Consider the following 23,050-nt stretch of genomic DNA (forward strand, 5'->3'; position numbering starts at 1 on the left):
TGCACATGAACCGGGCCGCCCTGCTGGCGGCAACCACCGCGCTCGGCTCCAGCCTGGCGACCCCGCCCCGTGCCGTCTTCGCGCGCCCGCGCGCCGATGCCGGGGGCGACCCGAGCAAGATCCTGGCCGACCTGCAGAAGGCCTTCTCCGAATTCAAGGCAGAGAACGACGCGCGCCTGAAGGGCAAGGCCGATGTGGTCACCGACGAGAAGGTGGAGCGCATCAACGCCGATGTCGGCAAGCTGCAGGCGGCCATCGACGACCTGAACACCCGCCTCGCCGCGGCGCAGGCCGGCGCCGGCACTCAGGAGCCGGTCTCCCCGGAGGACCGGGCCTACGCCTCCGACTTCAGGGAGTGGTTCAAGAGCGGCGACAAGGAGAGCGGCATCCGCGCCGCGCAGCGCACCGGCATCCGCGCCGCGATGTCGGCCGGCTCCTCGGCGGATGGTGGCTATGTCGCCCCGGTGGAGTGGGACCGCCAGATCACCGGCAAGCTGAAGATCATCTCGCCGTTCCGGCAGTACGCCACGGTGCAGTCCATCACCGGGCAGGGCTACACCCACCTGTACAGCGACCGTGCGGTGGGCTCCGGCTGGGTCGGCGAGACCGCCGCGCGGCCGGCCACCTCCACGCCGCAGCTGGCGTCCCTGGAGTTCCGCACCGGGCAGATCTACGCCTTCCCCTTCGCCACCCAGGACATTCTCGACGATGCCCTGATCAACATCGAGGAGTGGCTGGGGGGCGAGGTCGAGACCGAGTTCGCCCGCCAGGAGGGCATCGCCTTCGCCGGCGGCGATGGCGTGAACAAGCCCTACGGCATCCTGACCTATGTGACCGGCGGCACCAACGCTGCCCGTCACCCCTGGGGCGCCATCCCGACCGTGAACACGGGCGATGCCGCCAAGATCACGCTCGATGGCTTCATCGACCTGATCTACAACCTGCCGGCCGCCTTCCAGTCCAATGCGAAGCTGTTCATGAACCGCCAGTCGGTCGCGACGGCCCGCAAGATCAAGGATGCCGCCGGCGGCTACCTGTGGCAGCCCTCGGTCGAGGCGGGACAGCCCTCGACCATCCTCGGCGCGCCGATCGTGGACCTGCCGGACATGGCCAATGTGGCCGCCAACGCCATCGTGGCGCTCTACGGCGACATGGCCGCGACCTATGTCGTGGTGGATCGGATCGGCATCCGCGTGCTGCGCGATGCGATCAGCAATAAACCTTATGTTGGGTTCTATACGACCAAACGAGTTGGCGGGGGCGTCAAGAACCCCGAGCCGATGCGCGCCCTCAAGGTCGCCGCCTGATCCACCGGCGCCGGCCAGCGCCGGCGCCGCCCCCTGTCTCCCACCTGAGAGGAAAGGAGGCCGTCATGGCCGCCAGGAAGACCGACGACACCCAGGTCGCCGAGGAAGAGGTGAAGACCGCCGCCGCGGAGAACGCCATGTCGCAGCCCGAAGGCACCGAGGAGGGCGATCCCGCCGAGGCCACCACGACCGTCGCCACCAGCGGCGCCACCGTGGAGCCTGCCGTGGTGGAAGCCCTGCCGATGGAGCATCCGGCGGTGGACAGCGAACCCCGCAAGGGCCTGCCGCCCGAGAGCTCGCGCATCGACTTCAACGACCCGAGCTACTGAGGCTCGGGCATGCTGACCGTCGTCACTCCCGCCACCACCACGCGCCTCACGACGATCGCCGCGGCGCGTGACCACCTGATGGTGGGCGACGACGTGTCGGACATCCTCCTGGGCGACTGGATCGACCAGGCTTCGGCCTCCATCGTGGAGTTCTGCGGCCGTCCCTTCGCCCGGGAGAGCGTCCGCGAGACGTTCCGGGGCGTCTGCGGCTACGCCATCATGCTGTCGCGCTTTCCCGTCGTCGGGACGCCGGCGGTGGTGATGGACGGCACAACCCTGGCCGCCTCCGACCTGGAGTGGGATGCGGAGGCCGGCCTGCTCTACCGCCTGCGCGGTCTGGACCGCTTCGCCTGGGGCTGCCGCGTGGCAGCCGTCACCTACACGGCCGGCTGGCTGCTGCCAGGGCAGGAAGGCCGGGATCTACCGGCGAACATCGAGCAGGCGTGCCTGACCATGATCGCCGCCCGCTACGGGGCCCGGGGCCGCGACCCGATGCTGCGCTCCGAAAGCACCGAGGGCGTTGGCTCCGCCTCCTGGATCGCCACGGCCGACATGGGCGCGCTGCCGCCCCAGGCCGCCGATCTGCTCACCCGCTATGTCCGCGTCTCGGGGTTCTGATCCATGTCCCAGGCTCTCCAGACCCGCCGGCGCATGATCCGCAGCCGGGGGCGCAGCATGGTGCTGACGCGCCAGGCCAAGGGCGCGACGCCGGCTGTTTCCGTCACCCTGACGGGCTTCCCGCGCACCTATCGCCCCGAGGAAATCCAGGGCGGCGTGCAGGCCAACGACCAGCAGGTCGAGATCCTGAACGACGAGATCGCCGCCGCAGGCTGGCCGGTGCCGCCGGGCAATCCGGATCGGCTGGTGATCGATGGCCGCACCTCCACCGTGAAGGGCGCCCGGCCGATCTATGACGGCCCCGCCCTGATCGGGTGGAGCATCTGGGTGAGCGGCTGATGTCTTCACCTGAGGTCTACCAGGACGCCCGCACGCTGATCGCCGACGGCGCCGCGCAGATCGGCCTGCCGGTCGCTTGGCCGAACGCGGCGTTCGATGTGCCAGAGCCCCCCGCCCCCTTCCTCGCGGTCGAGGTGATGGGCGACGGCGCCGAGCCCTACGAGCTGGGCGGCGGGGTCTGGGTCGAGGACGGCACGATCGAGGTCGCCGTGGTGGTGCCGACCGGCACCGGCATCGAGCAGGGCCTCACGCTGCGCAAGGCGGTCGCCGGATGGTTCCGCGGCCTGCCGGCCCGTGAGGTCACCTATGACCGTTTCATCCTCGACGCGGGCGCGATGGATGAGGACGGCAACTGGTTCAGGCTGCCTTTGAGAATTTCCTACCGGTTCCAATCGATCAGTCTCTGAGGAGGGCCTGATGGCCGATCGCACGTACATCATCCGCGATGAGCGCGGGAAAGAGATCGAGCGCCAGACCTGGGACGAGCGCCTTGCGCCGGTCCTTCAGGCCGGCCAGAGCGCTGAGCCAGTGCTGACCAAGGAGGAGGTAAAAGCGGCGGATGCTGCTGAGAAAGCCGCCGCCAAGGAAGATGCCATCGCGCAAAAGGCCGCCGAGAAGGCTGAGTGATCGCCGGGGCCGCGTCGGCCCATTCGTCGTGAACATCAAGGGTCGCCTCGGCGGCCCTTTTTCTATGGAGGACCGACGTGACCGCTACGTCCGGATATACCGCTGGCGTCGAAAGCAACCTCGTCCAACTTGCATACGTGCAAGAGACGGCTTGGGGTGTGACGCCTACTGCAAAATTGCAGAACATCCGCTTCACGGGCGAGAGCCTGCGCGGCCAGAAGAGCCGCCAGCGCCCGAGCGAGATCAACACCAACCGCGTGGCCTCGGCCGCCGTGACCACCGACGAGACGGCCTCGGGCGGCATCGACTTCGCGCTGAGCTACGGCACCTATGACGACCTGCTGGCCGGCCTGCTCGGTGGCGAGTGGGTGCCGGGCACCGGCAACGCGGTGCTGACCAACGGGCTGGTCTTCAAGAGCTTCACCTTCGAGAAGCGCTTCGGCTCGGCCCTGTTCCTGCAGTATCCCGGCTCCTTCATCTCGGGCGGCACGCTGAACATCGCGCGCGGCCAGTTCCTGTCAGGCTCGCTGAACGTGCTGGCGAAGCAGGAGCTGAAGGCCATCACCTCCGCGTCCACCGGCGGCACCTACACCGCTGCCACGACCGGCCGCGTCATGGACCCGGTGGGCGGCGTGCGCGACGTGCAGATGGACGGTGCGGCGGTCCAGGCGGTCTGCAACAGCATCACCCTGAACATCAGCAACGACGGCGCCGCGGCGGATTTCGGCCTGGGCTCGGCGGCGGCGCAGGGCATGCGGATGGGCAACTTCCTGGTCGGTGGCTCGGCGGAGTTCTACTTCCGCGACTTCACCCTCTACGACCGGTTCAAGTCCGAGGCGCAGGGCAACTTCTCCTTCCGCACGCTCGATGCGGCCGGCAACGCCTACAAGTTCGAGCTGCCCGCCTCCGCCCTGATGAACCCCACGGTCAATGCCGGCGGCCCTGGCCAGCCGGTCCTTGCACGTTACGATTTGGAGGGAAATCCCAACGCTTCTGGCGTCGCCCTGCAAATCACGCGGACGCCGATCGTCTGATCGCGGTCCGGCGCCGCGGCGCTGGGCTGTGTAGGGGCCGGCTTGTTCTGCGGGGAGCAAAGCCGGCCCCGCTTCCCGCATCCCCGTATCCTTCCCGCAGAGGAGGCCAGACATGGCCCGCATCTCCACCCTGACCGCCGTCGAGCCCTCCGAGAAGGGCGACTGGATCGCCCCCGGCGGCGATGCCGATGACATCGAGGTCCAGACCGTCGGCTTCACCGACGCCTATACCGACGCGCAGGCGCGCAAGCACCGCCGCTTGGCGCAGGCCTATGGCGGCGACGTCTCGGCCGTGCCGGTGGCGCTGCTGCGCAAGGCGAACCTGGAGTGCCTGCTCCAGCACAGCGTGTTCGGGCTGCGCAACCTGCAGGGCGACGACGGCACCGACATCCCCTTCGAGACCGTGAAGCGGATGGCCTTCGAGCCGCAGTACCGGCCGATCGCCGATGCCATGTTCGCCGCGGCCCGCCTCGCCACCGCCCGGCGCAAGGCCGATATCGAGGACGCGGAGGGAAACTCCGTGCCGCCCTCCGATACCATTTCGAATGGAGCGCCTACGCCGAGCTGATCGAGGAGACGGAGGAAGAGGAGCGGCCCGACAAGCCGGAGGTGGAGGACTGGCTCGCCTGGGTGTGGCGGGCCTGGCACGCGCTCCACGACGAGCGGTCGCATACCCTGGTGGGCATCTCGGTGCCCCTGGGCGCGATGATCCTGAAGCCCAGGCCTGGGCGCATCCCCTGGTCCGCCGTCGATCGCTGGTGCCGCCGGCACCGCTATTGCCGGTCGCAGCAGGATTTCCTGCATCGGATGGTCCGAGCGATGGACCAGGAATTCCTGGCCTGGTGGGCCTCGAAGGAGGGCAAGGGTTGAGCGGTTCCGCGTTTCGGCAGGCGGCCAGCGTGTTCGTGGCGCGCCACCTGTCCGCAGCTGCCCGTTCCCGCATCCTGGCCGATGTGGCGATCCGTGGCCGGGAGCAGCTGATCCGGGAAGGCCGGGCCAGCCGCTCCTTCACGACCACGGTTGACGGCCGGAAAGGTGCCGCGGAAAGCTCCGTCCAGCCCGAGGGAACCATCGTCTACCGCTTCCAACTGCTGGGCGAGGCCGCGCTCTTCGCCATGGGCTACCTCCGGGGCCGCTCGCCGGTGAAGAGCGGACGCTTTCGGGAGGGCTTCGTCTACGCGGTGGGCGAGCGCGGTTCGAAGCGTGGTGGCGCACAAGCCGAGCTCTATACCACCGGACGGATCATCCGTCCCGACAGCTTCGATCCGCAGAAAGTCGATGCCGATGTCGGCGAGATCCTGATCTTCAACCGGCAGCCTTACAGCCGGAAGGTGGACGTGCAGCTGGTCGGCAATCGTCGGCTACGCTTCAGCGTGCCGCCCGACATGTTCGATGATGCCGCCGCAGCGGTGCAGCGACGGTTTCCGACCCTCAGCGCCAGGCGCATCTACCAGATCCGTTTCCCTGGACAATGGGTCCGAAAGCGCGGCCAGGGCGCTGGCCGGGCCGTGGAAAGTCCTGCGCTGGTGATCAGCGTGAGGGGTTAGGGCTTTTACATCTAGAAGACTGAGGCATTTCCAGCTTTCCGCAACCGTTCGCATTTATCGAAATTGCTGAATACAAACTGCAAGCGCAGGTAAGATTTACTCTGATCGAGAGCGGCAACGTTTAGAAGAACTTCCGTCACTCCATTCTTAATTGGAGCGCCGCTTGGTTTACCCCATGCTGCCTGGAAAATGCGTTCATTTTGTCTTATTGACATCACCCACTCTTCATCATTTTTCCAGAGCGCGCCGGTTTTTAGAAAATCATTGAGCCCAGATTTCCCATAGGTTGCTTCGAGTTGTTCACGAACTTCCTGAAAAGCACTTCTAACCGAGCGCCCGTATCGGTCATTCGAGTGAGTGATGCCTGCCGCAGACAGACGACAGACGCCGGTTTCCTGCGTGATCTGAACATGGAACAGCTCAAACTCAGGGTGCTTGCGCGGCGGAACGATCCGCAGCCAACCGGGGCGTACTTCTTCTTCTATTTTGATCGCCGAGCGCGGTGTTCCTTCGCTAATACCAAAGGGCTGTGAGTGCGCGCTGACACACGAGAGAACCAGAAGTAAGGCGGACACAGCCAAGCGTTGCATCAAGAACCTCCATCCCGACCCCGCAACGTTAGCGGTTCGCGGAATGGTTGTGGAGGGGTTACCTGGAGTGCTGCGCCTGCCGCCGGGTCAGCCAGTAGGCCCCGGCGCCGATGGCCAGGAACAGCGCCGGGACGCCGAAGACGGCGTAGAGTTCGAGAGGGGTCACCGGTTGCCGGTGGGCGCCGGGATGATCGCGGGCGGACCGGAGATCTGCTGCGGGCGGGGCTTGACCCGGTAGTGCCCGGAGGGACGGCGAGGGGTATGATCCGGCCTGGACTTCTTCCACTCCGTGAACCGCTCTGCCTCTTCGGCTTCCTTGATACGGGACGTCAAGGAGGCGGACAGGAGGTCGAACTTGGTGGTCTGCTTGCGCTGTGTCCAGAGGGCAGCGAAGCCCAGGATCACCGCAGCCAGTGGGCCGAAGACAGCGAAGAAGAGCAATCCGGTCATCGAAGTCGTCCTAAAACCCTCCTGGCCGCCCAATGTAGGCCGCAGCCTATCGCTATCCAAGCTAGAAAGCCGAGAGCGGTTGCGACGACCACCGGGATAGCCCTGGGCATCCCTTCAGGGTGAACAAGGTAGCTGGCCACCGGAGCGATCACGCCGACCGAGAAGGCGGCCGTCGAACCTCGATCAAGGGCTGCCGCGACCAGCTTGGCTTGCTCATTGTAGACCAGTTTGGCCTGGGCAAGATCTTCCTTGAGTTCGGCAGAGGATTTTGTTGGCACGGAACTGCGTGACTAATCAGTCGTCTAGCTTGATCCCAGCATCTTTGACCCGTGCTTCCAGTCGATCCATTCGATGGATCATTTCGGTCAGCATCACTCGGAGTGGTTCGGCGCTTGGTTGGGGTTCGAGGGATGCTTCGAGACGAGCAATGACCTCCGCGTTGAAGGACCGATTGGCCTCGAAGGCCGCAGCCTCCAACGCCTCCTTGAGCGCACTAGGCATTCGAATGCGTGTCTGCGGGTCGTCTCTGGCCATGCCTCACACTGGCACAGATTATCCTTGACCGAAACGGCACGGATAGGCACAATATGTTCCGGAACACATTGTTCCGATGTGAGGCAAGAGGATATGCAAGTTCGAGAGTACCCCATGTTCCGGGTCCGTCTACCGCCGGATCTGGCCGAAGCCCTCAAACGGCAAGCCGAGCGCAATCGGCGCAGCGTGTCGCGCGAGGTTGAGATGTGTGTGGTGGCTGAACTTGAGCGCCATGCGCCTTCCCGCCCCGAGACGGGCGGAACACCGGCGGCAGGGGTGGCTTCGCAGGCGTAACCCCGCCGCCGGTTCCATATCGCCCGATCCGCCCTGGCAGGCGGGGTAGGGCACCACCCAAGCTGACGGAAACAGCTCAAGTGATCGAACAGAACATAGTGCAGCCGACCGTCGATGGCCAGAAGAAGACGGCTCTGGAACCCAAGGTGACGGTCAAAGACGGTCGCATCTGGGCCGATAGCCGCGATGTGGCTTCGTTCTTCGGGCGCGAGCACAAGAATGTCCTCCGCGACATTCGGGGATTGCATTGCTCCCCGGAATTCCATCGGCTCAATTTTGCGCCGTTCAAAATCAATGACTTAACCGGAGAAAGCACCTCCCACTACGAGATGACGAAGAGCGGCTTCGCCTTCCTCGTCATGGGCTTTACCGGCCGGGAAGCGGGCAGGTTCAAAGAGGCCTACATCGCCCGGTTCGACGAGATGGAGGCCGAGCTTCGGGATCGCGGGCCGGCCGATATCGCGGCCATGCTGAACGACCCCATGGCGCTCCGCAGCATGCTCATCGGCTACAGCGAGCGTGTCATGACCCTTGAGGCGCAGGTCGCGGCGGACAAGCCGAAGACGGTCTTCTACGACCGCTTCGCCAATGCCGATGGCCTGTACGGCATCCAGAATGCCAGCCGGGCTCTCGGCTTGCCGCCCAACAAGCTCTCGTCTCTGCTGAAGCAGGGCTACCTATTCTACCAGGGCGGGAACCTCGTCGCGAAGGCGGTGTACCGGGAACAGGGCCTGTTCGAGATGAAGAACAGCCTGGACGATCAGGGCAAGACCCGTTTCCAGACCTTCGTCACTCCGAAGGGGCTTCTGTATTTTGCGCGGAAGTTCGGCCTCACTGTGCAGCCGAAGGCGGAGGAACTGAACTGATGTCAAACACTCCGGATACCATCGTTGCGGGCGTCGATTTTGAGCGGATGGACACCGAGCATCTGGTGCTGTTCGCTAACGCGCTTCTGACTACGGCGTGCCAGTTTGCACTGAAACAGGACGTGATGCCGGCTCTAAGGTGCTGGGAAGCCGCCAGGAAGGCACTCTCGTTTGCTGGCATTGATCTGGAAATTTCACCGCTTACCGCTGCCGTACATTACTACATCATGTCAGTGGGATTGGATGTCCCACTCGAAGACGGCGAGATTGCCGTGTATCACCCATTCTTTGCGCAAAATGTTGGCGCTCTCGTCCCCGGCGCGACCATCGTGAATATCCCCAACCATCCGGAGGGCAAGTGTGATTTCCTGCTTGATTGCGGCGGCCATCTAAGGCCCGTCGAGATCAAGAGAGGGGACTTCGACTGGAAGGCTAAGCGCCAGCTTCGGGGGTACATGGATTTCTACGGGGCGGATCATGGGTACGCCGCTGCCCCGCGCCTCAAGTGCAAGCTCGACGCCGACATGACGTTCCTCCATCTGGACCTGTCATCTCCGACGGGGGAGGCACACTGATGTCTCTCCACGAAGCCGTGGCGCGAATGGACGACCCGGCGGCGCCGCGCATCGCCACTTACGGTGAGCGGCACTTCCTGCGCGCGGTCTGGTCCGTGGCGGGGACCGACGTGACGGTCCGGACCTGCATCACCCTGGGGATTGATCCCGAGGTGGTGGACAGCATCGCGGCCATGTCCGTGATGAAGCCCGCAGGGGTCCAGATCCACTAGCGATCTGAACCGACCATCGACGACGACCAAGGGCACCCCACCGGGTGCCCTTTTCATTTCTGGAGGGGGATGATCCATGGCCACTGTCTCCCAGGTGACCGAAGCCGCCTTCACCGGCCGCTTCGAGGACCAGATGACCGCCGGCGCCAACGCTGCGGCCAAGGCCATCTCGGGGCTCGGCGCGGCAGTCGAGGCCACCGAGGAGAGGGTCACCCGGGCGGAGCGGAGCGCGAAGTCCTGGGTCAACTCGCTTGATCCGATCACGCAGGCTGAGAACCGGGCCGCCAAGGCAAAGCGCGACGCCGCGGCGGCACAGAAGGCCCTGGGCGAGGAATTGCAGGCCGGCGGCGAGCGTGCGCAGCAGGCGCAGCGGGCGCTGGATACCCTGACCGCCAAGGTGCAGCAGGCCGAAACGCGCCTGACCGCCCTCAAGACGGCTGCCGCCGACACGTCCAACGGCATGTCCACCATCGTGGACCACAGCCGCACGCTGGCCACGGCGAACGACAACACCGCGACCAGCGCCAACCGGCTGGCTTCGCAGGTGCAGAACGCCTCCTACCAGATCGGCGACTTTGCCGTGCAGGTGGCCTCCGGGCAGTCTGCCGTGACCGCCCTGGCGCAGCAGTTGCCCCAGCTTCTCGGTGGCTTCGGCATGGTCGGCGCGCTAGCGGGCGCGGCTGTCGCCATCGGTGCGGTGATCTACCGCCTGGTGGACAGCAACAAGACCCTGGCTGAGACGCTGAGCGACGTCGGCGACGCCATGGCCGCACTGGACAAGGCCTCGTCTGCCCGCACAGCAAACCTCGAAAGCGAGGCGCAGAAGGTCCAGGCGCTGACCGAGTATTACGGCCGGCTGACCCAGGCACAGCTTGCCGGGGAGCAATACGACCTTTCGAAGCGGCGGGAGGAGCTGAACAAGAGCCAGAAGAGCCTCTTTACGGAACTCACTGGAAGCTACTCGCTGGAGACTGGTCTCAGCCCCTTGGCGGCGAACCCTCAACTCGCCCTCATGAGCGATGCAGATCAGGCGCGTCTTAGCGCCGTGAATGAGGCGCTAGGAACCCTCAAGGAGACCGGCAACCAGACGCGCGAGGCCGTCTCTGGCGTCATCGGTGAACTGCTGAATTACGCCAACCAGTCTGAAACGACGCGTTCCGCGATCATGCAAACGGTTGAGGCTCTGCGAGCTAAGATCGACCAGATCGTGGCGCTCGGCGAGAAGAACGACACCCTGACCCGGGCCGAGGATGCCGCCGCGGCGGCGGCCAAGACGGCGGGCGAGGCGGTAGCGGGCTTCGGGCGGCAGGCGAGTGGCGCCACCGGCCAGACGGACGGCCTCTCCAGCTCGGTCGGTCGCCTGCGGGCCAACCTGGAGACGCTGCGCAAGGCCTCGGCTGATGCTGCATCCGCCCCAGCCGAGATGCTCGACAAAGCCCGCGCCTATTACGAGGTGGTGGCCAAGGGGGACAACCAGGCTGCGGCGGTCTTCAAGAAGCAGCAGGACCGCGCCTCGCAGCTGGATGATGTCGTGCAGCGGCAGGCCGATCGGGTGGAGGCCGCGCGCAAGGCCGAGCTTACCGCTCAGGCGGAACTGATGGCGAAGGAGCAGGGCCGGCAGGTTGGCGTCGCTGATCTGGGAAAGATCGAGGAAACGCTGGCCAATGAGCGCCAGGCGAACCTCACAAAGTTCCGCCAGCAGTATCAGGAGGCCTTCGAGTATCAGGACAAGGCCGATACTCAGACCCTGAAGAACGAGCGCGATAAGCAGGCTGCCACGCGGGCCACCGCGCAAGCGCGCAGGGATGCTGCCGCCGCGGCGAAGGCTGAACGCGAGGAACTGGCTGCGAGCCTGCGTGTCTACAGCGAGCTGCGCCTCGATGGATCTAGCAAGCTACTCCTGGGCAGCGACGCCGATGCAACCGCGCTGAAGGCGATCCGGCAGGCCATCAAGGGCAGCGAGTTGGACCCGGCGGTCCAAAAGGCGGCTCAGAAAAAAGCCGATGACGAATACGACCAAGCGGTGAAGGAGCAGCAGCGCGAGAGCAAGCGCATCACCGACGACATCGTGGACTATTCGGCCGACCGCTTTGCCGACCTGTTCAGCGAGAACAGCCGGGGTTGGAAGGGGATGCTCGACACCTTCGAGCAGACCGCCAAGTCCACCATGGCGAGGATCGCGGCGCAGCTCATCTTGCAGCCGATCATCGCGCCGATCGTCAGCGGCGTGATGGGCACCGCCAACGATAACAGCTTCCTGTCCGGCAGCGCCTCTGGCACGAGCAGCCTGATCGCCAGCGCGGGTGGCGGCATCGGCGGAACGGCCTCGCAGGTGGCGGGGTTGAGCGGCAGCATCAGCAAGCTGTCCGACGCCGCCAGCGGCATCGGCAAGCTGTTCGGCGGCAACGGCGGGTTCCAGACCGGCTATGCCGGCATCGACAAGTACCTGAACTACAACCTGACCAACACCGGCACGGCCGGCGAGACCGCTTTCGCGCAGGCTGCGGGCATCCGCGCGCCAGGCCTCAGCGTCGGCCAGGCCGCCGGCGCGGGCCTGGGCATCGCCGGCGGCGCCTACGGCATCTACCAGGGCATCCAGACCGGCGGCGCCAAGGGTGTGGCGCAGGGCATCTCGGGCGCGGCGGGCGTGGCTGGGGGCACTGCGACCCTGGCGACCGGGCTTGGCGCGGCCTCCGGCGCCATCGCGGCCGTCGGCGCGGTGGCGCCCTACGTCGCCGTCGCCGCGCTGATCGCGAGTTATTTCCTCTCTGGGCAGAAGCCGTCCGACAAGACCGGCACCTCGACCCTGAATTTCCTGACCGGAGAGCAGGACGAGGGCGGCCTGTCCGGCGCCCGCTACGACCAAGGGAACCGGAACGAGGCGGCCTCCATCGCGGCTTCCGGCTGGCAGATCCAGGACACCTACAAGGACCTGATGGGGCTGAGCCAGAACGTCCCGCTGGCCTACCAGATCAGCGTCGGCAACCGAGACGGCATCGGCCTGCGCATCGGCGACACCACCCAGACCTTCGAGCGCACCGACGAGGGCTCGCAGGAGCTGGCCAAGGCCCTGACGAAGGCCATCATTGATGCCGGCGCCTCGATCGCCTCGCAGGACGTGAAGAATGTCGTGGCCGCCTCGGGCGACGACATCGACACGATCACCGCGAACCTGGAGTGGTACAAGAACACCTATCAGGCGGCGATCAAGGACGCGTCCGGCAAGACCAGCGAGTTCCAGCAGGCCCTGGATGCGCTGACGACGCAGTTCGATCCGATGATCGGCAAGGCGGCCTCGCTCGGCCTGGAAACGGAGAAGCTGACCGACGCGCTGGACAAGGCCCGGCAGGCGGTGATCGACAACCGCCAGGCCCAGCTCCTCGCGCTGGAGGACAGCTTCGACCAGCGAAACGCCGCCGCCACCGGCCAGTCCAACAGCGCCGCCTACCAGATGGCGCAGTTCAACATGGCCGCCGAGCAGGCCGCGCAGGATCTCTACACGCAACTGCGCCTGGTGCAGGGGCTGACGGACGAGGAAGCGGTGCCGTTCCAGCAGCGCCTCGGCTCCACGCAGGCGTTGGAACGGGAGGCCCTGCAACGGCAACTCGCCGCGGCACAGGCGTCCAACGACAACGCGCTGTGGGACCGGATCGGTTCGGCCCGCGCCGACACGACGGCTGAGGATGCCCTGTGGGACTACAACCGCAAGGCGACGCAGGAATGGTTTGCCGCCACCACCGACGGCATGACCGACCTGACCCTCCTGGCCCGGACCCAGGCCGAGGAGCGGCTGGCGATCGAGCGGAGCTATGCCGAGAAGGCCGAGGCGCTGCGGCAGGAGAGCCTGCAGGCCGAGCTTTCCGCCATGCAGACGCTGGCCAGCCAGAGCCAGGTGCTGACCGGATGGCTGAACGAGAGCGCGCTGAACAGCGAGACGCTCTCGCCCGAGGCGCGGCTGAGCGAGGCGCAGCGGCAGTTCGAGGCGGCGCGCAGCGCGGCGCTCTCAGCCGGGCCCGGCGAGGCGGACCTGTCCGCCGTCACCTCGGCGGCGAGCAGCCTGATCTCGGCGGGGCTGGCGGTGAACGCCTCCTCGCCCATGCAGGCGGCGCTGGAGGGATGGGTACGGCAGAGCGTGACCAGCCTGGGCGCGCAGCTCGACCTGCCGGCCTTCTCGGACGACATCACCTCGGCCGTGGCGCGCCTCCAGGCGGCCAGCGTGGCAGCGACCAATGACGTGAAGGTCTCGGTGGATGCCCTGGCGGCCGAGTTCCGGCTGTGGCGCCAGCAGATGCGCGCGGCGGCGGCATGAGCGGCCTCCTCGCGCTGAACGGTCCGGCGGAGTTCCTGCTGGAGCTGCGCTCGGCGGCCACTGGGGCCGCGGTCGATCCGCCGCCGTGGGGCATGGCCGGTGGCCTGCCGCTGGCCGCGCGACCGGAGGAGATGCCGGTGCCGGAGGCCAACTCCGCCCTGCTGCGCCTCTCGCGCTGGGGCTGGATCGGCGAGCCCGGCGACACCGCCGCGCCGAACACCGCCTATCCGGCCCGGCTGACGGCGCCGCCCTCGCTGAGCTGGGCGCTGCCGATCCTGCCGGAGAACGACCGCCGCGGCACCGCCACGGCCGGGACGGTGACGCTGGACAATGCCGATGGCGGCCTCTCCATCATCGGCGGCGACTGGAGCATGGCCGGCCGCACGGCGCTGCTGCGGCGCGGGCCCTATCGCTCGCCGCTGCGGGCGGACAGCGCGGCCTTCGCCACGGTGGCGGCGCTGCGGGTCGGCTCGGCGGCGATGGGCACAGACAGCCTGACGGTGGAGTTGATCAGCGCCGCGGCGGATCTCGCCGTGCCGGTCTGCGGCACCTACGCGGGCACCGGGGGCGCCGAGGGGGATGCCACCCTCAAGGGCCAGAACCGGCCGCTGCTGCTGGGCATCGGGCGCAACATCGAGCCGGTGCTCGTGCTGGCTGCGAAGCTGCTCTACCAGGTCTCGGCCCAGGCGCTCTATGCGGTGACCCAGGTGCGCGACAAGGGCGCGGTGCTGACCATCGGCAGCAACTACGCCACGGCGGCGGACCTGCTGGCGGCCACGGTCGGCGCCGGCACGGTCGCCACCTGCCTCGCGGCCGGGATGATCCGGCTCGGCTCCACGCCGCAGGGGCCGCTGACGCTGGATGCCCAGAGTGCGGCGGACAGCAACCATGGCGGCATCGCCCTGGCGCTGCTGCGCGGGCCCGGCGGGCTGGCGGAGGACCGGCTGGTGGCCTCGGCCTTCACGGCGCTGCCGGCCGGGCCGGCGGGGTTCCTGTTCCCGGACGGAACCGTGGCCGATGCGCTGAACCGGGTGCTGGCGAGCTGCGCCGGCTGGTGGGGCACGGACCGGCAGGGGCGGCTGACCGCCGGGCGCCTGGCGGTGCCGGAGCAGACGCAGCCGGCCTTCCGGCTGGAGCGCTGGATGCTGGACGAGGCGGCGGACCGCACCGGCCGGGCCATCCAGGAGGTGGCGGGCTCGGTGCCGCGCTACGGCGCCCGGGTGAAATACGGGATGCTGGCCCGGACCCAGGCGGCCTCCGAGGTGGTGGCCTCGGCCCCGGCCTACGGCGATGCCGCGGCGATGGACTACCTGGCCAAGGGCTACAAGGTCGGCGCCTCCATCCAGCCTGCGATCCAGAGCCAGTTCCCGACCGCCACCAGCCCCGAGCCGCTGGACAGTGGCTGGGCGAACGAGGCCGATGCCGCCGCGCAGGCGGCCTATCTGGTGGCGCTGCACGGGGTGCGGCGGCGCTTCTGGCAGGTGCCGGTCGGCCAGTGGGGGCATCAGCTGGCGCTCGGCATGGCGGTCGGCGCCGACCATCCGCTGCTCGCGAACAGGACCTGGATCGTCCAGGCCCTGGAGGGCGAGGGGGATCTGCTGGAGGCCACGCTGTGGGGATGAACCGATGCCCGTGCTGATCGCGCGCGAGAACCTGCTGGAGGCGAGCGGGGCGGCGCTGGTGGCGGACAGTGCCCTGAGCGGCCTCGGCGTCTTCAACCTGCTGACCCCGCGCCTGGGCGAGGTCTGGCGCACCGGGGGCATCGCCGAGGCGGTGCGCACCACGCCGGTCAGCACCAACAGCAACAGCGGCGCCGTGATGGGCGCCAACACCACCCGCACCGGCACCACGGCGGGCTTCGACGGCACCGCGGGGCGGGCGGTGCTCTACAGCAACTCGGCTACCACCAATGCCTATGTGGCGAAGACCGTCGCGGTGAAGGGCGGCCGGCGCTACTCGGTGCAGGTCAACATCCGGCGCGCCAGCGGCGCCAGCACGACCGGGGCCGCCATCCAGGTCCAGGGCGCCGGCACGGTCCGCACCCTGAACATGACCGCCTTGGCGCAGGGCACCGCCTGGCAGCTGCTGGAACTCCAGTTCACCGCCGAGCAGAGCGGCACGGCCACGATCTTCTTCGCGGTCAACACCGGCGCGCTGGATTACGCCCTCGACGGCGCCACGCTCTACGAGCTGGTGACCGGCACGGCGGGGAGCCAGACCACCCTGCTGGCGGCCGACCTGGGCTCGGCCAAGGCGGTCAACCACCTGGTGCTGGCGGCGCCGCGCGACGGGCTGCTGCCGATGGATGGCGCCACTGTCCGGCTCTGCGCCTCCAACCTCTGGCCCTACGGCACCGAGGTGCTGGACACCGGCATGCAGGCGCTGGCCATGCCGCGCGGCTACTGGGCCTGGCTGCCGGCCAGCGCGGTCACGGCGCGGTACTGGTGGGTCCAGTTCAACGCCCCGGCGGCGCAGGCCTACCTGCAGTTCGGCCGGCTCTGGTTGGGCAACGGGCTGCTGCCGCTGAAAGGCGCCGCGCCGGATGGCTACGACCCGGCAGCCAGCGATGATGCCGCCTCCCGCCCCCGCCGGACCGCCAAGTTCCAGATCCAGGCGCTCTCCGAAACCGAGGCCGATGCCTTGGAGGCGCTGGGGCTGGCCGTGGGCACCCAGCAGCAGGTGCTGGCCATCCCGCGCACCGAGCGCGCTGGCCTGACGGCCGTGCTGGGGCGCTTCACCACGATCCCATCGCCGGCGCCGCGCCAGGCCTGGGACAGCCGCGGCCGCCTCTACACCGCCGACATCGCCCTGCAGGAGGACCGCTGAGATGGTCGCCATCGTGACCGCCGACATGGTGCTGGTGGAGAGTTATTCCGGCGGCACCGGGGCGCTGGAGGTGGGCTCCACGGTCGCGGGCTTCCTGGCACCCGGTAGCCAGATCGCCTCCGGGGCCCGGGCCGTGTGGCGCTGCACCTCGGCCGACCACTCGCAGTGGGAGGAGTTCGTCGGCACCTATTCCGCGGGCTCCCCCAACACCGTCAGCCGCGACGCGCTGCTGCTGCGCTCGGACAGCGGCTCGGGCTTCATCAACTGGACCTCGGGCCAGAAGAAACTGCTCTTCCCGGTTATCCCCTCGCGCTACCTGCCGCTGCTCGACACCGATGGTCGCGTGCCGCTGGCAAACATGCCGCTGACGGTGAACCTGCAGGCCGCCGACTGGAACGGCAACTTCGGGCTCAGCACCACCGCTGCCGAGTTTGTAGCCATCGGCGCCCCATCGGGTGCCCGCCTGCTGGAGATCGAGGCATCGGCCCGGCTGGAGAGCGGCAGCACCACGGCCTGCACCGCGACGATGCTAGCCCGCGTTTACGATGCGGCTGACGCCGCCGTAGTCGCGGAATACACGCTAGGCCAGGCCACGCTGCACGCCAGCAACGCGCACTACGTGACATTCAGCGGCCGGGCCGAGCATGTCTTTGCTTCCCCCATTCCACAGCAGCAAATCGTCCGCTGGCTAGCCATGATCGACCAGCCTGTATCTCCGATCAGCATCTACCAGTTGCGCGGCAAGATCCGCGCGCACCTCCAAGCTTGAGGAGTGGCTATGCCAACCGCTGCTTACGCCAATGCAGACAGCACCGATGTGGCGCTGACGCGAGATGACGGGACCGTGGTTGCCGTGAAGCCGGACGACCCACGGCTGGAGGGCGTCGAGATCGCGCCCTACGCGCCTGACCCCGTGCCCGTGCCGCAGGAGGTGACCCGCGCCCAGGCGCGCGTCGCCATGGCGGGCCAGATCCTGCCCGATGGCCGCTCGCTGCTGAAGGCCACGAAGGCGCTGATCGCTGGCCGGCTGGAGGCGGTGGAGAGCCTGCCGGACAGCGACCCGGCCAGCATCGCCGCCGAGCAGCTGAACGAGTGGTGGGAGAGTGCCGCCACCTACCGCCGCGACCATCCCGCCATGGCTGAGGTCGCCGGGCAGTTCGGCCTGAGCGATGCCCAGGTGGACGCGTTGTTCCGCACCGCCGCCGCGGTGAGCTGATCCCCCGGCCGCGGGCAGCGGCCACTCCTCGCAACCACCCCTGACACATCCCCCGAGCGTGCCCTCAGCGACGGTCCAGCAGGATCGCCGCCGATCCCTGTTGCGCGCTCGCCATCGGAGAACAGCCATGGCCAGATTGAGTGGTCTCGCCGCCTACCGTGCCCAGCAGCGTGCCCGTGCCGTCGGCGCGGGGCTGGTGGGGAAACTCCCCCTCGGCGCCCGCGTCGCGTTCCTGGGCGACAGCATCTTCGCCTACTCCCTGGCCACTTCCGCCGACGCAGCCAATCCGTTCATCGCGGCCCGGATGCAGGGCGAGATGATCCAGGCATTGGCGCTGGACCCGCGGATCAATATCGACGCCTGGCAGGATACGTCCCGCGCGACGGGCGTCCAGGGCAGCAACCAGGGCGTGGTCGGCAATACCACGGCGCAGGCTCTGGCTCGGGTGCCGGATGTCGTAGCGCTCAAGCCTGCCGCCTGCATCGTGTGCATCGGCACCAACAACACGGTGTTCGATGCCGCCGCGCTGGCGGACGTTGCGGAGATCGTGCGGCTTCTTCAGGTGGCCAGCATCCGCGTCATCCTCTGCACGATCCGCCCTTGGAACACCGCGCGCCCAAGCTCCGGCGATACCCAGGCGAGACGGGACAGCTTCGGCAGCTTCAACGCTGGCATCCGTGCCCTCGCCGCGGCAAGGGGCTGCATCCTGTGCGACCTCGCCGCTGCCCTGGGGGCACCGGGAGATTTCGTTTACGCGCCCAGCGGCAACTTCTACGACGATCTGCACCTGAACAGCTATGGCGCCACGCGAGGTGCCCGCGCGATGGTTGAGGCTATCGCGAAGACGGTGCAGCCGGGGAATGTCTTTACCCGCGACTTCTGGAGCGGCGGCAACCTTCTTCCGAACCCGAACTTCACAGGTTCGGCCGCGAACGGCGAAACGGGACTGAGCGGCGTCGTGCCATCCGGTGTCCGCGCCTTCAGGCCGGTTGGTGGGCATGTCAGCACCGCAGTGACTAGCCTCGTGGCGAACACCGAGACGGGCGGGCAGAGCCTAAAGGTCACCGTCACCCCAAGCGGCACGAACGAGTACGAGGTTTTCCGGCTCAACCGCAGCCCGGGGGCGATCTCCGTCCCGGACCTGGGATCGAAGTGGGTGATGATGTGGGCTGAGGTGGAACTGGACGACTGGCCTTTCTGGAACGGCCCGCTGATCGGGCTGAACATCCAGAGCACGGGCGGCACGACCGACCTCCTGAAGAACTACATTGCCGGCTTCCAATCGCGTGGCTTCACTGCGCAGGATGTGAACTATCCGCTCGCGGGACGGCGCTTCATCAGCACCATGCGGGAGATCACGCGGGCGGATGCCACCGCGGTCGTGCCCAAGATCGACATCGGCTTCTGCCCCTCTGGGGCGACCGGCACAGGCACGCTCACCGTTCACCGCTGGTGGGCGGGTGTGGTGGATGACCCCCGCCCGCTGTGGAACGTGGCGGTCGCCTGATGCCCGCCGCCTCCGAGAGCCAGGGGAGGGCGGCCTGGGGCGTGCGCGACCTGCTGCCCTGGTGGCCGGTCGCGGTCGGCACGGTCTCGGTGATCGTGTGGGCGGTGACGGCCTGGAACCAGACGAACCAGGTGCTGATCCGGATGACGGAGGTGCAATCCAACATCGCCAGCATCCAGGCCAACATCGCCACGCTGCCGCAGCTCACGGCCAACGTCACCTACCTGAACCAGCGCATCACGGCGCTGGAGAAATCGCAGGAGACGCAGGACGAGAGGATCGGTCGCGTCGGGGACGCCCTCGGCGCGATCCGGAACGACGTGAACGACGTTCGCGGCGAGGTCCGCGCCATCACCCGGGCATCCCAGGTGCCGCTCCCGGCGCCGGGGAGGGCACCCCGATGATCCGCGCGGCGCTGCTCCTGATAGCCCTGGCTGGCTGCGCGGAGGCGCCGGAGCCGGTGACCGTCGCCTCCCGTCCGGAGGTGCCGGCGAGGCTGCGGTCCTGCCCGGCGGGTGCGGCCGCGCCTGCGCCGCCACGCGCCCCCCGGACGCCTGAGCAACTGGCGGCCTGGGGCATCGCCGCGGAGCGGGCCCGGGCCAGGACCGAGGTGGCCCGGATGGAGTGCGAGCGAAGGCTGCGCGAGCTGGCCGCATACGCCCGCGATTGAACCCGCCGCCGGTCGGTCACCGGCATCCCAAGGAGACACCCTATGGACTGGACTGCCATCGGCGATGCCGTGGTGGCGAACATCGTCATGCCCGTCCTGCTGGCGGTCATCGGCGTGATCGGCGCTTGGCTGGTGACCAAGGTGCCCGGCCCGCTGCGAGACTTCCTCCAGAGCGGGACGCACCAGCGCGACATGGAGCTCCTGCTGGGCGTGATCGCCCGCGGGGCAAAGGCCGCGCTCCTGGCCGGCATGACGGACCGGTCGGCCGTGACGGCTGCGGTCGGCTACGCAGCCAAGAGCATCCCGGAAACCCTGGAAAAGCTCGGCCCCAGCACCCAGACGCTGGAGACCATGGCGGCGGCCGCGGTGACGGACGCGCTGACCAAGGCGAAGGCGGCCCTGCCGGCGGCGGGCCAATGACCCACCCGCGCATCCGCCCAGTCCAGCGGGGGTGGCCGTCGGAGGGCTGAGGTAGGTCCGATCGGACGACGGGACACTCGAAAACCACTCTGAAGCACCCTCAAAGGAAATCGGAAAAAATGGCGGAAATCTGCCGTTTTTTGCCGATTTTGGCCTTTGAGGAAATCACCCCCAGGGCGCCCTCCGACCGGATGGCGCCCTTTCTTGTATCCGGAGCCCCCATGAGCGAGACGACCGCGCGCACCCGCGTGACGGCGAAGCTGCTGCGCGCCGTGGGCGCGCCGGCCGCCGCTGCGACCCTCTATGCCCCGATCCTGGATGCCGCATGTCTGGTGCCGGGCGATCCGGTGGCCAGCATCACCAGCCGGACCGGCGTGGCCATGCTGGTGGCCCAGCTCGCGCACGAGAGCGGCGGGTTCACCCAGATGACCGAGAACCTGAATTACCGGGTCGAGGCGTTGCTGGACAACCGACGCTTCACGGCGGCCCAGGCTCGCGCGCTGGGGCGGAACGACGCCACCGGCCAGAAGGCCGACCAGCCGGCCATCGCCGAGATCATGTACGGCGGCCGGATGGGCAACGGGCCTCCCGGCTCTGGTGACGGCTGGCGGTTCCGCGGCGGCGGGCCACTCCAACTCACTGGCCGATCCAACTACGTCGCCTGGGGCAAGACCCTGGACCTGACCGCCGAGCAGACGGCTGATCTGGTCCGCACGCCGGAAGGAGGGATCGCCGCGGCGCTCTGGTTCTGGCGCGCGAACGGCTGCCTCGGTCCGGCCTATCGAGGCGACGTGTCCAGCGTCACGCGGATCGTCAACGGCGGATACAATGGACTGGCGGACCGGCTGGCGCGGTATCAGGCGGCGATTGCGGCGGTCTGATAGGGCGGGTCTTCGGCTCCGGGCGGTTATGACGAGAACAAACCACGAAATAAACCGCCGGATTTTTCCGTACACCTCCGCAGTTTGTCACCTAAGTATTTGAATGCAATCTCTGTTCACGTTTTTATAGAGCAGATAGGCGCTTTCCCCCCAGCCGGTCGCATAGAATTGCTGCGGCACATAGGGGCCCATCCAGACGAAGTCGCCTGCCCAGCACTCGTGCCATTCGCGTCCGAGCAGATAGAGACCCTGCCCTTCCAGCATGTAGAGGCCGTGCTCCATCACATGGGTTTCGACGAAGGGGAAATACGTGCCGGGCGCGAAGGAGAGGATGTTCACCTCCATGTCCATCGCCATGTCCGCCTCGCCCAGTAGGGTCTGCCAGGCACGCCCCTCGGTGTGCTTGTACAGGCGCGGCACTTCCTCACGCCGCCCGCTGAAGGCGGATCGGGGAGCGATGCCGGGCGCGGGTTCATAGGTCTTCCGCAGCCAGATGGCGCGCGCCGATCCTGCCTGCGCATTGAAGGTGAAAGGCGTGCCGGCGGGAACATAGGCAAAGCCACCGGCCGAGAGCCGCCAGGTCTCTTCGCCCACCGCCACCTTCACGGTGCCATCGAGCACATAGAGGAACTGCTGCAACCCGTCGTCACGGACGCCGCTCGTGCCGCCGCCTTCCTCCATCTCCAGCAGGGCCTGGGTGAAGCCCGCGCCCATGGCCGGACTGGTCTGGACACGAATCCTGCACCCGGCGATCCCGGGCATGCGGCTTTCCAGGATGCCTTCGGGCGGCATCACCGCATAATGCGGTGTCACCATGGTGCGGTTGCTGCCGTAAATGCCCGGCGGCAGGATGCCAGGGCGCGCGGGCGGGTTCATGGGGTGTCTCTCCGAAGAAGCCGGGTGATCTGCCCATGCCTGAAAGACCGAGGCAAACCAGTTGTTCTCCGTGCCAGGAGAAGGTTTTCTATGCCTCATGCGCCGCCAGCTCCCTCCCCTCAACGCCATCCGCGCCTTCGAGGCCGCCGCCCGCCTCGGCGGCTTCGCCGCGGCGGGCGTGGAACTCGGCGTGACGCCCGGCGCCGTCAGCCAGCAGGTCCAGTTGCTGGAGGCCCGGCTGTCCCGGCAGCTCTTCGATCGCGGACCACGCTCCCTGCGCCTGACACAGGATGGAAGGGCCCTGCTGCCGGTGCTGACCGAGGCGCTGGACGGAATGGAGGCGGGCATCCTGCGCGCCCTGGTTCCCCGTCCGCGCGTGGAGGTCTCGGTCTTCGCCCAGACCTCCTTCGCGCTCGGCTGGATGTTGCCGCGGCTGCCGAGGTTCCAGCGCGAGCAGCCCGAGGTGGAACTGCGCCTTTCCACCGGCATCGATGCGCCGGACCTGCGCGGCGGGCCGGATGCGGTGGTGCTGCATGGCCGTGGCCCCTGGCCGGACCTCGCCACGCACCTCCTGTTCCCCGACCGGCTGGTGCCGGTCTGCTCGCCCGGCTGGCTCGCCGCCCATGGCGCGCCGGAGCCACGCCGCCTGGCCGGTGAGACGCTGCTCGTCTCCGACACGGCGCCGGAGGACTGGGAGGAGTGGTTCGCCCATGCCGGCCTGCGCGGCCTCGCGCCGGAGCGGCCGCTCCGCTTCGGCTCCTCGCTGTTGCCGCCCCAGGCAGCGCTGCACGGTCTGGGCGTGGCACTCGCCGACCAGTCGCTGGTCGCGGCGGAACTCGATGCCGGGCGGCTGATCAATCCTGCTCCGGCCCTGCCACCCCTGGTGCGCGGCACCGGCTGGCACCTGGCCCACCTGCCAGCCCGCCGGCGGGAGGCACCGCTGGTTGCCCTGCGCGACTGGCTGTTGCGGGAGGCGCGTGTGCCAGCCTTCGGGATGGCCCAGTGCGGCTGAGCCCGGGGGCC

28 protein-coding genes are annotated in these 23,050 nt (G+C 67.9%); 24 read left to right on the forward strand and 4 right to left on the reverse strand.

Going from position 1 to position 23,050, the window contains the following annotated elements; genetic code table 11:
- Positions 1–5 precede the first annotated feature (5 nt).
- The 10 genes from RGI145_RS19645 to RGI145_RS19690 all read left to right on the forward strand — a co-directional run bounded on the left by RGI145_RS19645 (position 6) and on the right by RGI145_RS19690 (position 5,801).
- A complete protein-coding gene (locus RGI145_RS19645) occupies positions 6–1,307 on the forward strand; it encodes a phage major capsid protein (protein WP_075800754.1) in 1,302 nt (433 codons plus the stop codon).
- 65 nt (positions 1,308–1,372) lie between these two features.
- Entirely contained in the window at positions 1,373–1,636 is a 264-nt protein-coding gene (locus RGI145_RS19650; RefSeq protein ID WP_075800249.1) for a hypothetical protein, read from the forward strand.
- Between the two features lie 9 nt (positions 1,637–1,645).
- Complete coding sequence (locus RGI145_RS19655) at positions 1,646–2,254, forward strand: hypothetical protein (RefSeq protein ID WP_075800250.1); 609 nt, start codon at positions 1,646–1,648, stop codon at positions 2,252–2,254.
- Between the two features lie 3 nt (positions 2,255–2,257).
- Positions 2,258–2,593, forward strand: coding sequence for a hypothetical protein (locus tag RGI145_RS19660; protein WP_075800251.1), 336 nt, complete (start codon positions 2,258–2,260; stop codon positions 2,591–2,593).
- Complete coding sequence (locus tag RGI145_RS19665; protein ID WP_075800252.1) at positions 2,593–3,000, forward strand: phage tail terminator-like protein; 408 nt, start codon at positions 2,593–2,595, stop codon at positions 2,998–3,000. The genes RGI145_RS19660 and RGI145_RS19665 overlap by 1 nt, the downstream gene beginning before the upstream one ends.
- A 10-nt stretch (positions 3,001–3,010) precedes the next feature.
- On the forward strand, positions 3,011–3,220 hold the full coding sequence (locus RGI145_RS19670) for a hypothetical protein (protein ID WP_075800253.1): 210 nt from the start codon (positions 3,011–3,013) through the stop codon (positions 3,218–3,220).
- 77 nt (positions 3,221–3,297) lie between these two features.
- The gene (locus tag RGI145_RS19675) at positions 3,298–4,254 is read left to right on the forward strand and encodes a phage tail tube protein (protein WP_257787119.1); all 957 of its coding nucleotides are present in this window, start codon (positions 3,298–3,300) and stop codon (positions 4,252–4,254) included.
- A gap of 112 nt (positions 4,255–4,366) precedes the next feature.
- On the forward strand, positions 4,367–4,822 hold the full coding sequence (locus RGI145_RS19680; protein WP_075800255.1) for a hypothetical protein: 456 nt from the start codon (positions 4,367–4,369) through the stop codon (positions 4,820–4,822).
- The gene (locus RGI145_RS19685) at positions 4,822–5,124 is read left to right on the forward strand and encodes a phage tail assembly chaperone (protein WP_418314515.1); all 303 of its coding nucleotides are present in this window, start codon (positions 4,822–4,824) and stop codon (positions 5,122–5,124) included. Before RGI145_RS19680 ends, RGI145_RS19685 begins: the two co-directional genes overlap by 1 nt.
- Positions 5,121–5,801: a hypothetical protein gene (locus tag RGI145_RS19690; RefSeq protein WP_075800257.1), complete on the forward strand. Its 681-nt coding sequence runs from the start codon at positions 5,121–5,123 to the stop codon at positions 5,799–5,801. The genes RGI145_RS19685 and RGI145_RS19690 overlap by 4 nt, the downstream gene beginning before the upstream one ends.
- 11 nt (positions 5,802–5,812) lie before the next feature.
- Here the strand turns inward: RGI145_RS19690 and RGI145_RS25215 are convergent, their stop codons facing one another.
- From RGI145_RS25215 to RGI145_RS26235, 3 genes are all read right to left on the reverse strand, one after another.
- Entirely contained in the window at positions 5,813–6,391 is a 579-nt protein-coding gene (locus tag RGI145_RS25215) for a hypothetical protein (RefSeq protein WP_156878692.1), read from the reverse strand.
- Positions 6,392–6,553: 162 nt separating this feature from the next.
- A complete protein-coding gene (locus RGI145_RS19695) occupies positions 6,554–6,841 on the reverse strand; it encodes a hypothetical protein (protein WP_075800258.1) in 288 nt (95 codons plus the stop codon).
- Positions 6,842–7,135: 294 nt separating this feature from the next.
- Positions 7,136–7,375, reverse strand: a complete 240-nt coding sequence (locus RGI145_RS26235; protein ID WP_075800259.1) for an Arc family DNA-binding protein — start codon at positions 7,373–7,375, stop codon at positions 7,136–7,138.
- Positions 7,376–7,489: 114 nt separating this feature from the next.
- Between RGI145_RS26235 and RGI145_RS26240 the strand changes: the two genes are divergently transcribed.
- From RGI145_RS26240 to RGI145_RS19770, 13 genes are all read left to right on the forward strand, one after another.
- The gene (locus RGI145_RS26240) at positions 7,490–7,669 is read left to right on the forward strand and encodes a hypothetical protein (RefSeq protein WP_167668378.1); all 180 of its coding nucleotides are present in this window, start codon (positions 7,490–7,492) and stop codon (positions 7,667–7,669) included.
- Between the two features lie 80 nt (positions 7,670–7,749).
- Positions 7,750–8,535 carry a Rha family transcriptional regulator gene (locus RGI145_RS19710; RefSeq protein WP_075800260.1) on the forward strand — a complete coding sequence of 262 codons (786 nt, stop codon included), beginning with the start codon at positions 7,750–7,752 and terminating at the stop codon, positions 8,533–8,535.
- Positions 8,535–9,110: a PD-(D/E)XK nuclease family protein gene (locus RGI145_RS19715; protein ID WP_075800261.1), complete on the forward strand. Its 576-nt coding sequence runs from the start codon at positions 8,535–8,537 to the stop codon at positions 9,108–9,110. The genes RGI145_RS19710 and RGI145_RS19715 overlap by 1 nt, the downstream gene beginning before the upstream one ends.
- Positions 9,110–9,322 carry a hypothetical protein gene (locus RGI145_RS19720; protein ID WP_075800262.1) on the forward strand — a complete coding sequence of 71 codons (213 nt, stop codon included), beginning with the start codon at positions 9,110–9,112 and terminating at the stop codon, positions 9,320–9,322. Before RGI145_RS19715 ends, RGI145_RS19720 begins: the two co-directional genes overlap by 1 nt.
- A 76-nt stretch (positions 9,323–9,398) precedes the next feature.
- The gene (locus tag RGI145_RS25225) at positions 9,399–13,631 is read left to right on the forward strand and encodes a coiled-coil domain-containing protein (RefSeq protein WP_156878694.1); all 4,233 of its coding nucleotides are present in this window, start codon (positions 9,399–9,401) and stop codon (positions 13,629–13,631) included.
- On the forward strand, positions 13,628–15,253 hold the full coding sequence (locus RGI145_RS19730) for a hypothetical protein (protein ID WP_156878695.1): 1,626 nt from the start codon (positions 13,628–13,630) through the stop codon (positions 15,251–15,253). The genes RGI145_RS25225 and RGI145_RS19730 overlap by 4 nt, the downstream gene beginning before the upstream one ends.
- Positions 15,254–15,257: 4 nt before the next feature.
- Complete coding sequence (locus RGI145_RS19735; RefSeq protein ID WP_075800264.1) at positions 15,258–16,457, forward strand: hypothetical protein; 1,200 nt, start codon at positions 15,258–15,260, stop codon at positions 16,455–16,457.
- Position 16,458: 1 nt separating this feature from the next.
- A complete protein-coding gene (locus tag RGI145_RS19740; protein ID WP_075800265.1) occupies positions 16,459–17,226 on the forward strand; it encodes a hypothetical protein in 768 nt (255 codons plus the stop codon).
- Positions 17,227–17,235: 9 nt separating this feature from the next.
- Complete coding sequence (locus tag RGI145_RS19745) at positions 17,236–17,673, forward strand: hypothetical protein (protein ID WP_075800266.1); 438 nt, start codon at positions 17,236–17,238, stop codon at positions 17,671–17,673.
- A gap of 127 nt (positions 17,674–17,800) precedes the next feature.
- Positions 17,801–19,180 (forward strand): SGNH/GDSL hydrolase family protein, encoded by a 1,380-nt coding sequence (locus RGI145_RS19750; RefSeq protein ID WP_083671211.1) that lies wholly within the window; start codon positions 17,801–17,803, stop codon positions 19,178–19,180.
- Positions 19,180–19,584: a hypothetical protein gene (locus RGI145_RS19755; protein WP_075800268.1), complete on the forward strand. Its 405-nt coding sequence runs from the start codon at positions 19,180–19,182 to the stop codon at positions 19,582–19,584. Before RGI145_RS19750 ends, RGI145_RS19755 begins: the two co-directional genes overlap by 1 nt.
- Before the next feature lie 308 nt (positions 19,585–19,892).
- Entirely contained in the window at positions 19,893–20,270 is a 378-nt protein-coding gene (locus RGI145_RS19765) for a hypothetical protein (protein WP_075800270.1), read from the forward strand.
- A gap of 221 nt (positions 20,271–20,491) precedes the next feature.
- Positions 20,492–21,151, forward strand: a complete 660-nt coding sequence (locus RGI145_RS19770; protein ID WP_075800271.1) for a glycoside hydrolase family 19 protein — start codon at positions 20,492–20,494, stop codon at positions 21,149–21,151.
- Positions 21,152–21,238: 87 nt separating this feature from the next.
- Here the strand turns inward: RGI145_RS19770 and allE are convergent, their stop codons facing one another.
- Positions 21,239–22,027 carry a (S)-ureidoglycine aminohydrolase gene (allE, locus tag RGI145_RS19775; RefSeq protein WP_075800272.1) on the reverse strand — a complete coding sequence of 263 codons (789 nt, stop codon included), beginning with the start codon at positions 22,025–22,027 and terminating at the stop codon, positions 21,239–21,241.
- Between the two features lie 97 nt (positions 22,028–22,124).
- Here allE and RGI145_RS19780 point away from each other — a divergent pair, with 97 nt between their 5' ends.
- Positions 22,125–23,039, forward strand: a complete 915-nt coding sequence (locus tag RGI145_RS19780; RefSeq protein ID WP_075800273.1) for a LysR substrate-binding domain-containing protein — start codon at positions 22,125–22,127, stop codon at positions 23,037–23,039.
- The last annotated feature ends 11 nt before the right edge of the window (positions 23,040–23,050 follow it).

Origin of the sequence: Roseomonas gilardii (assembly GCF_001941945.1) — a bacterium.
In the GTDB taxonomy this organism is placed as follows: Bacteria; Pseudomonadota; Alphaproteobacteria; order Acetobacterales; family Acetobacteraceae; genus Roseomonas.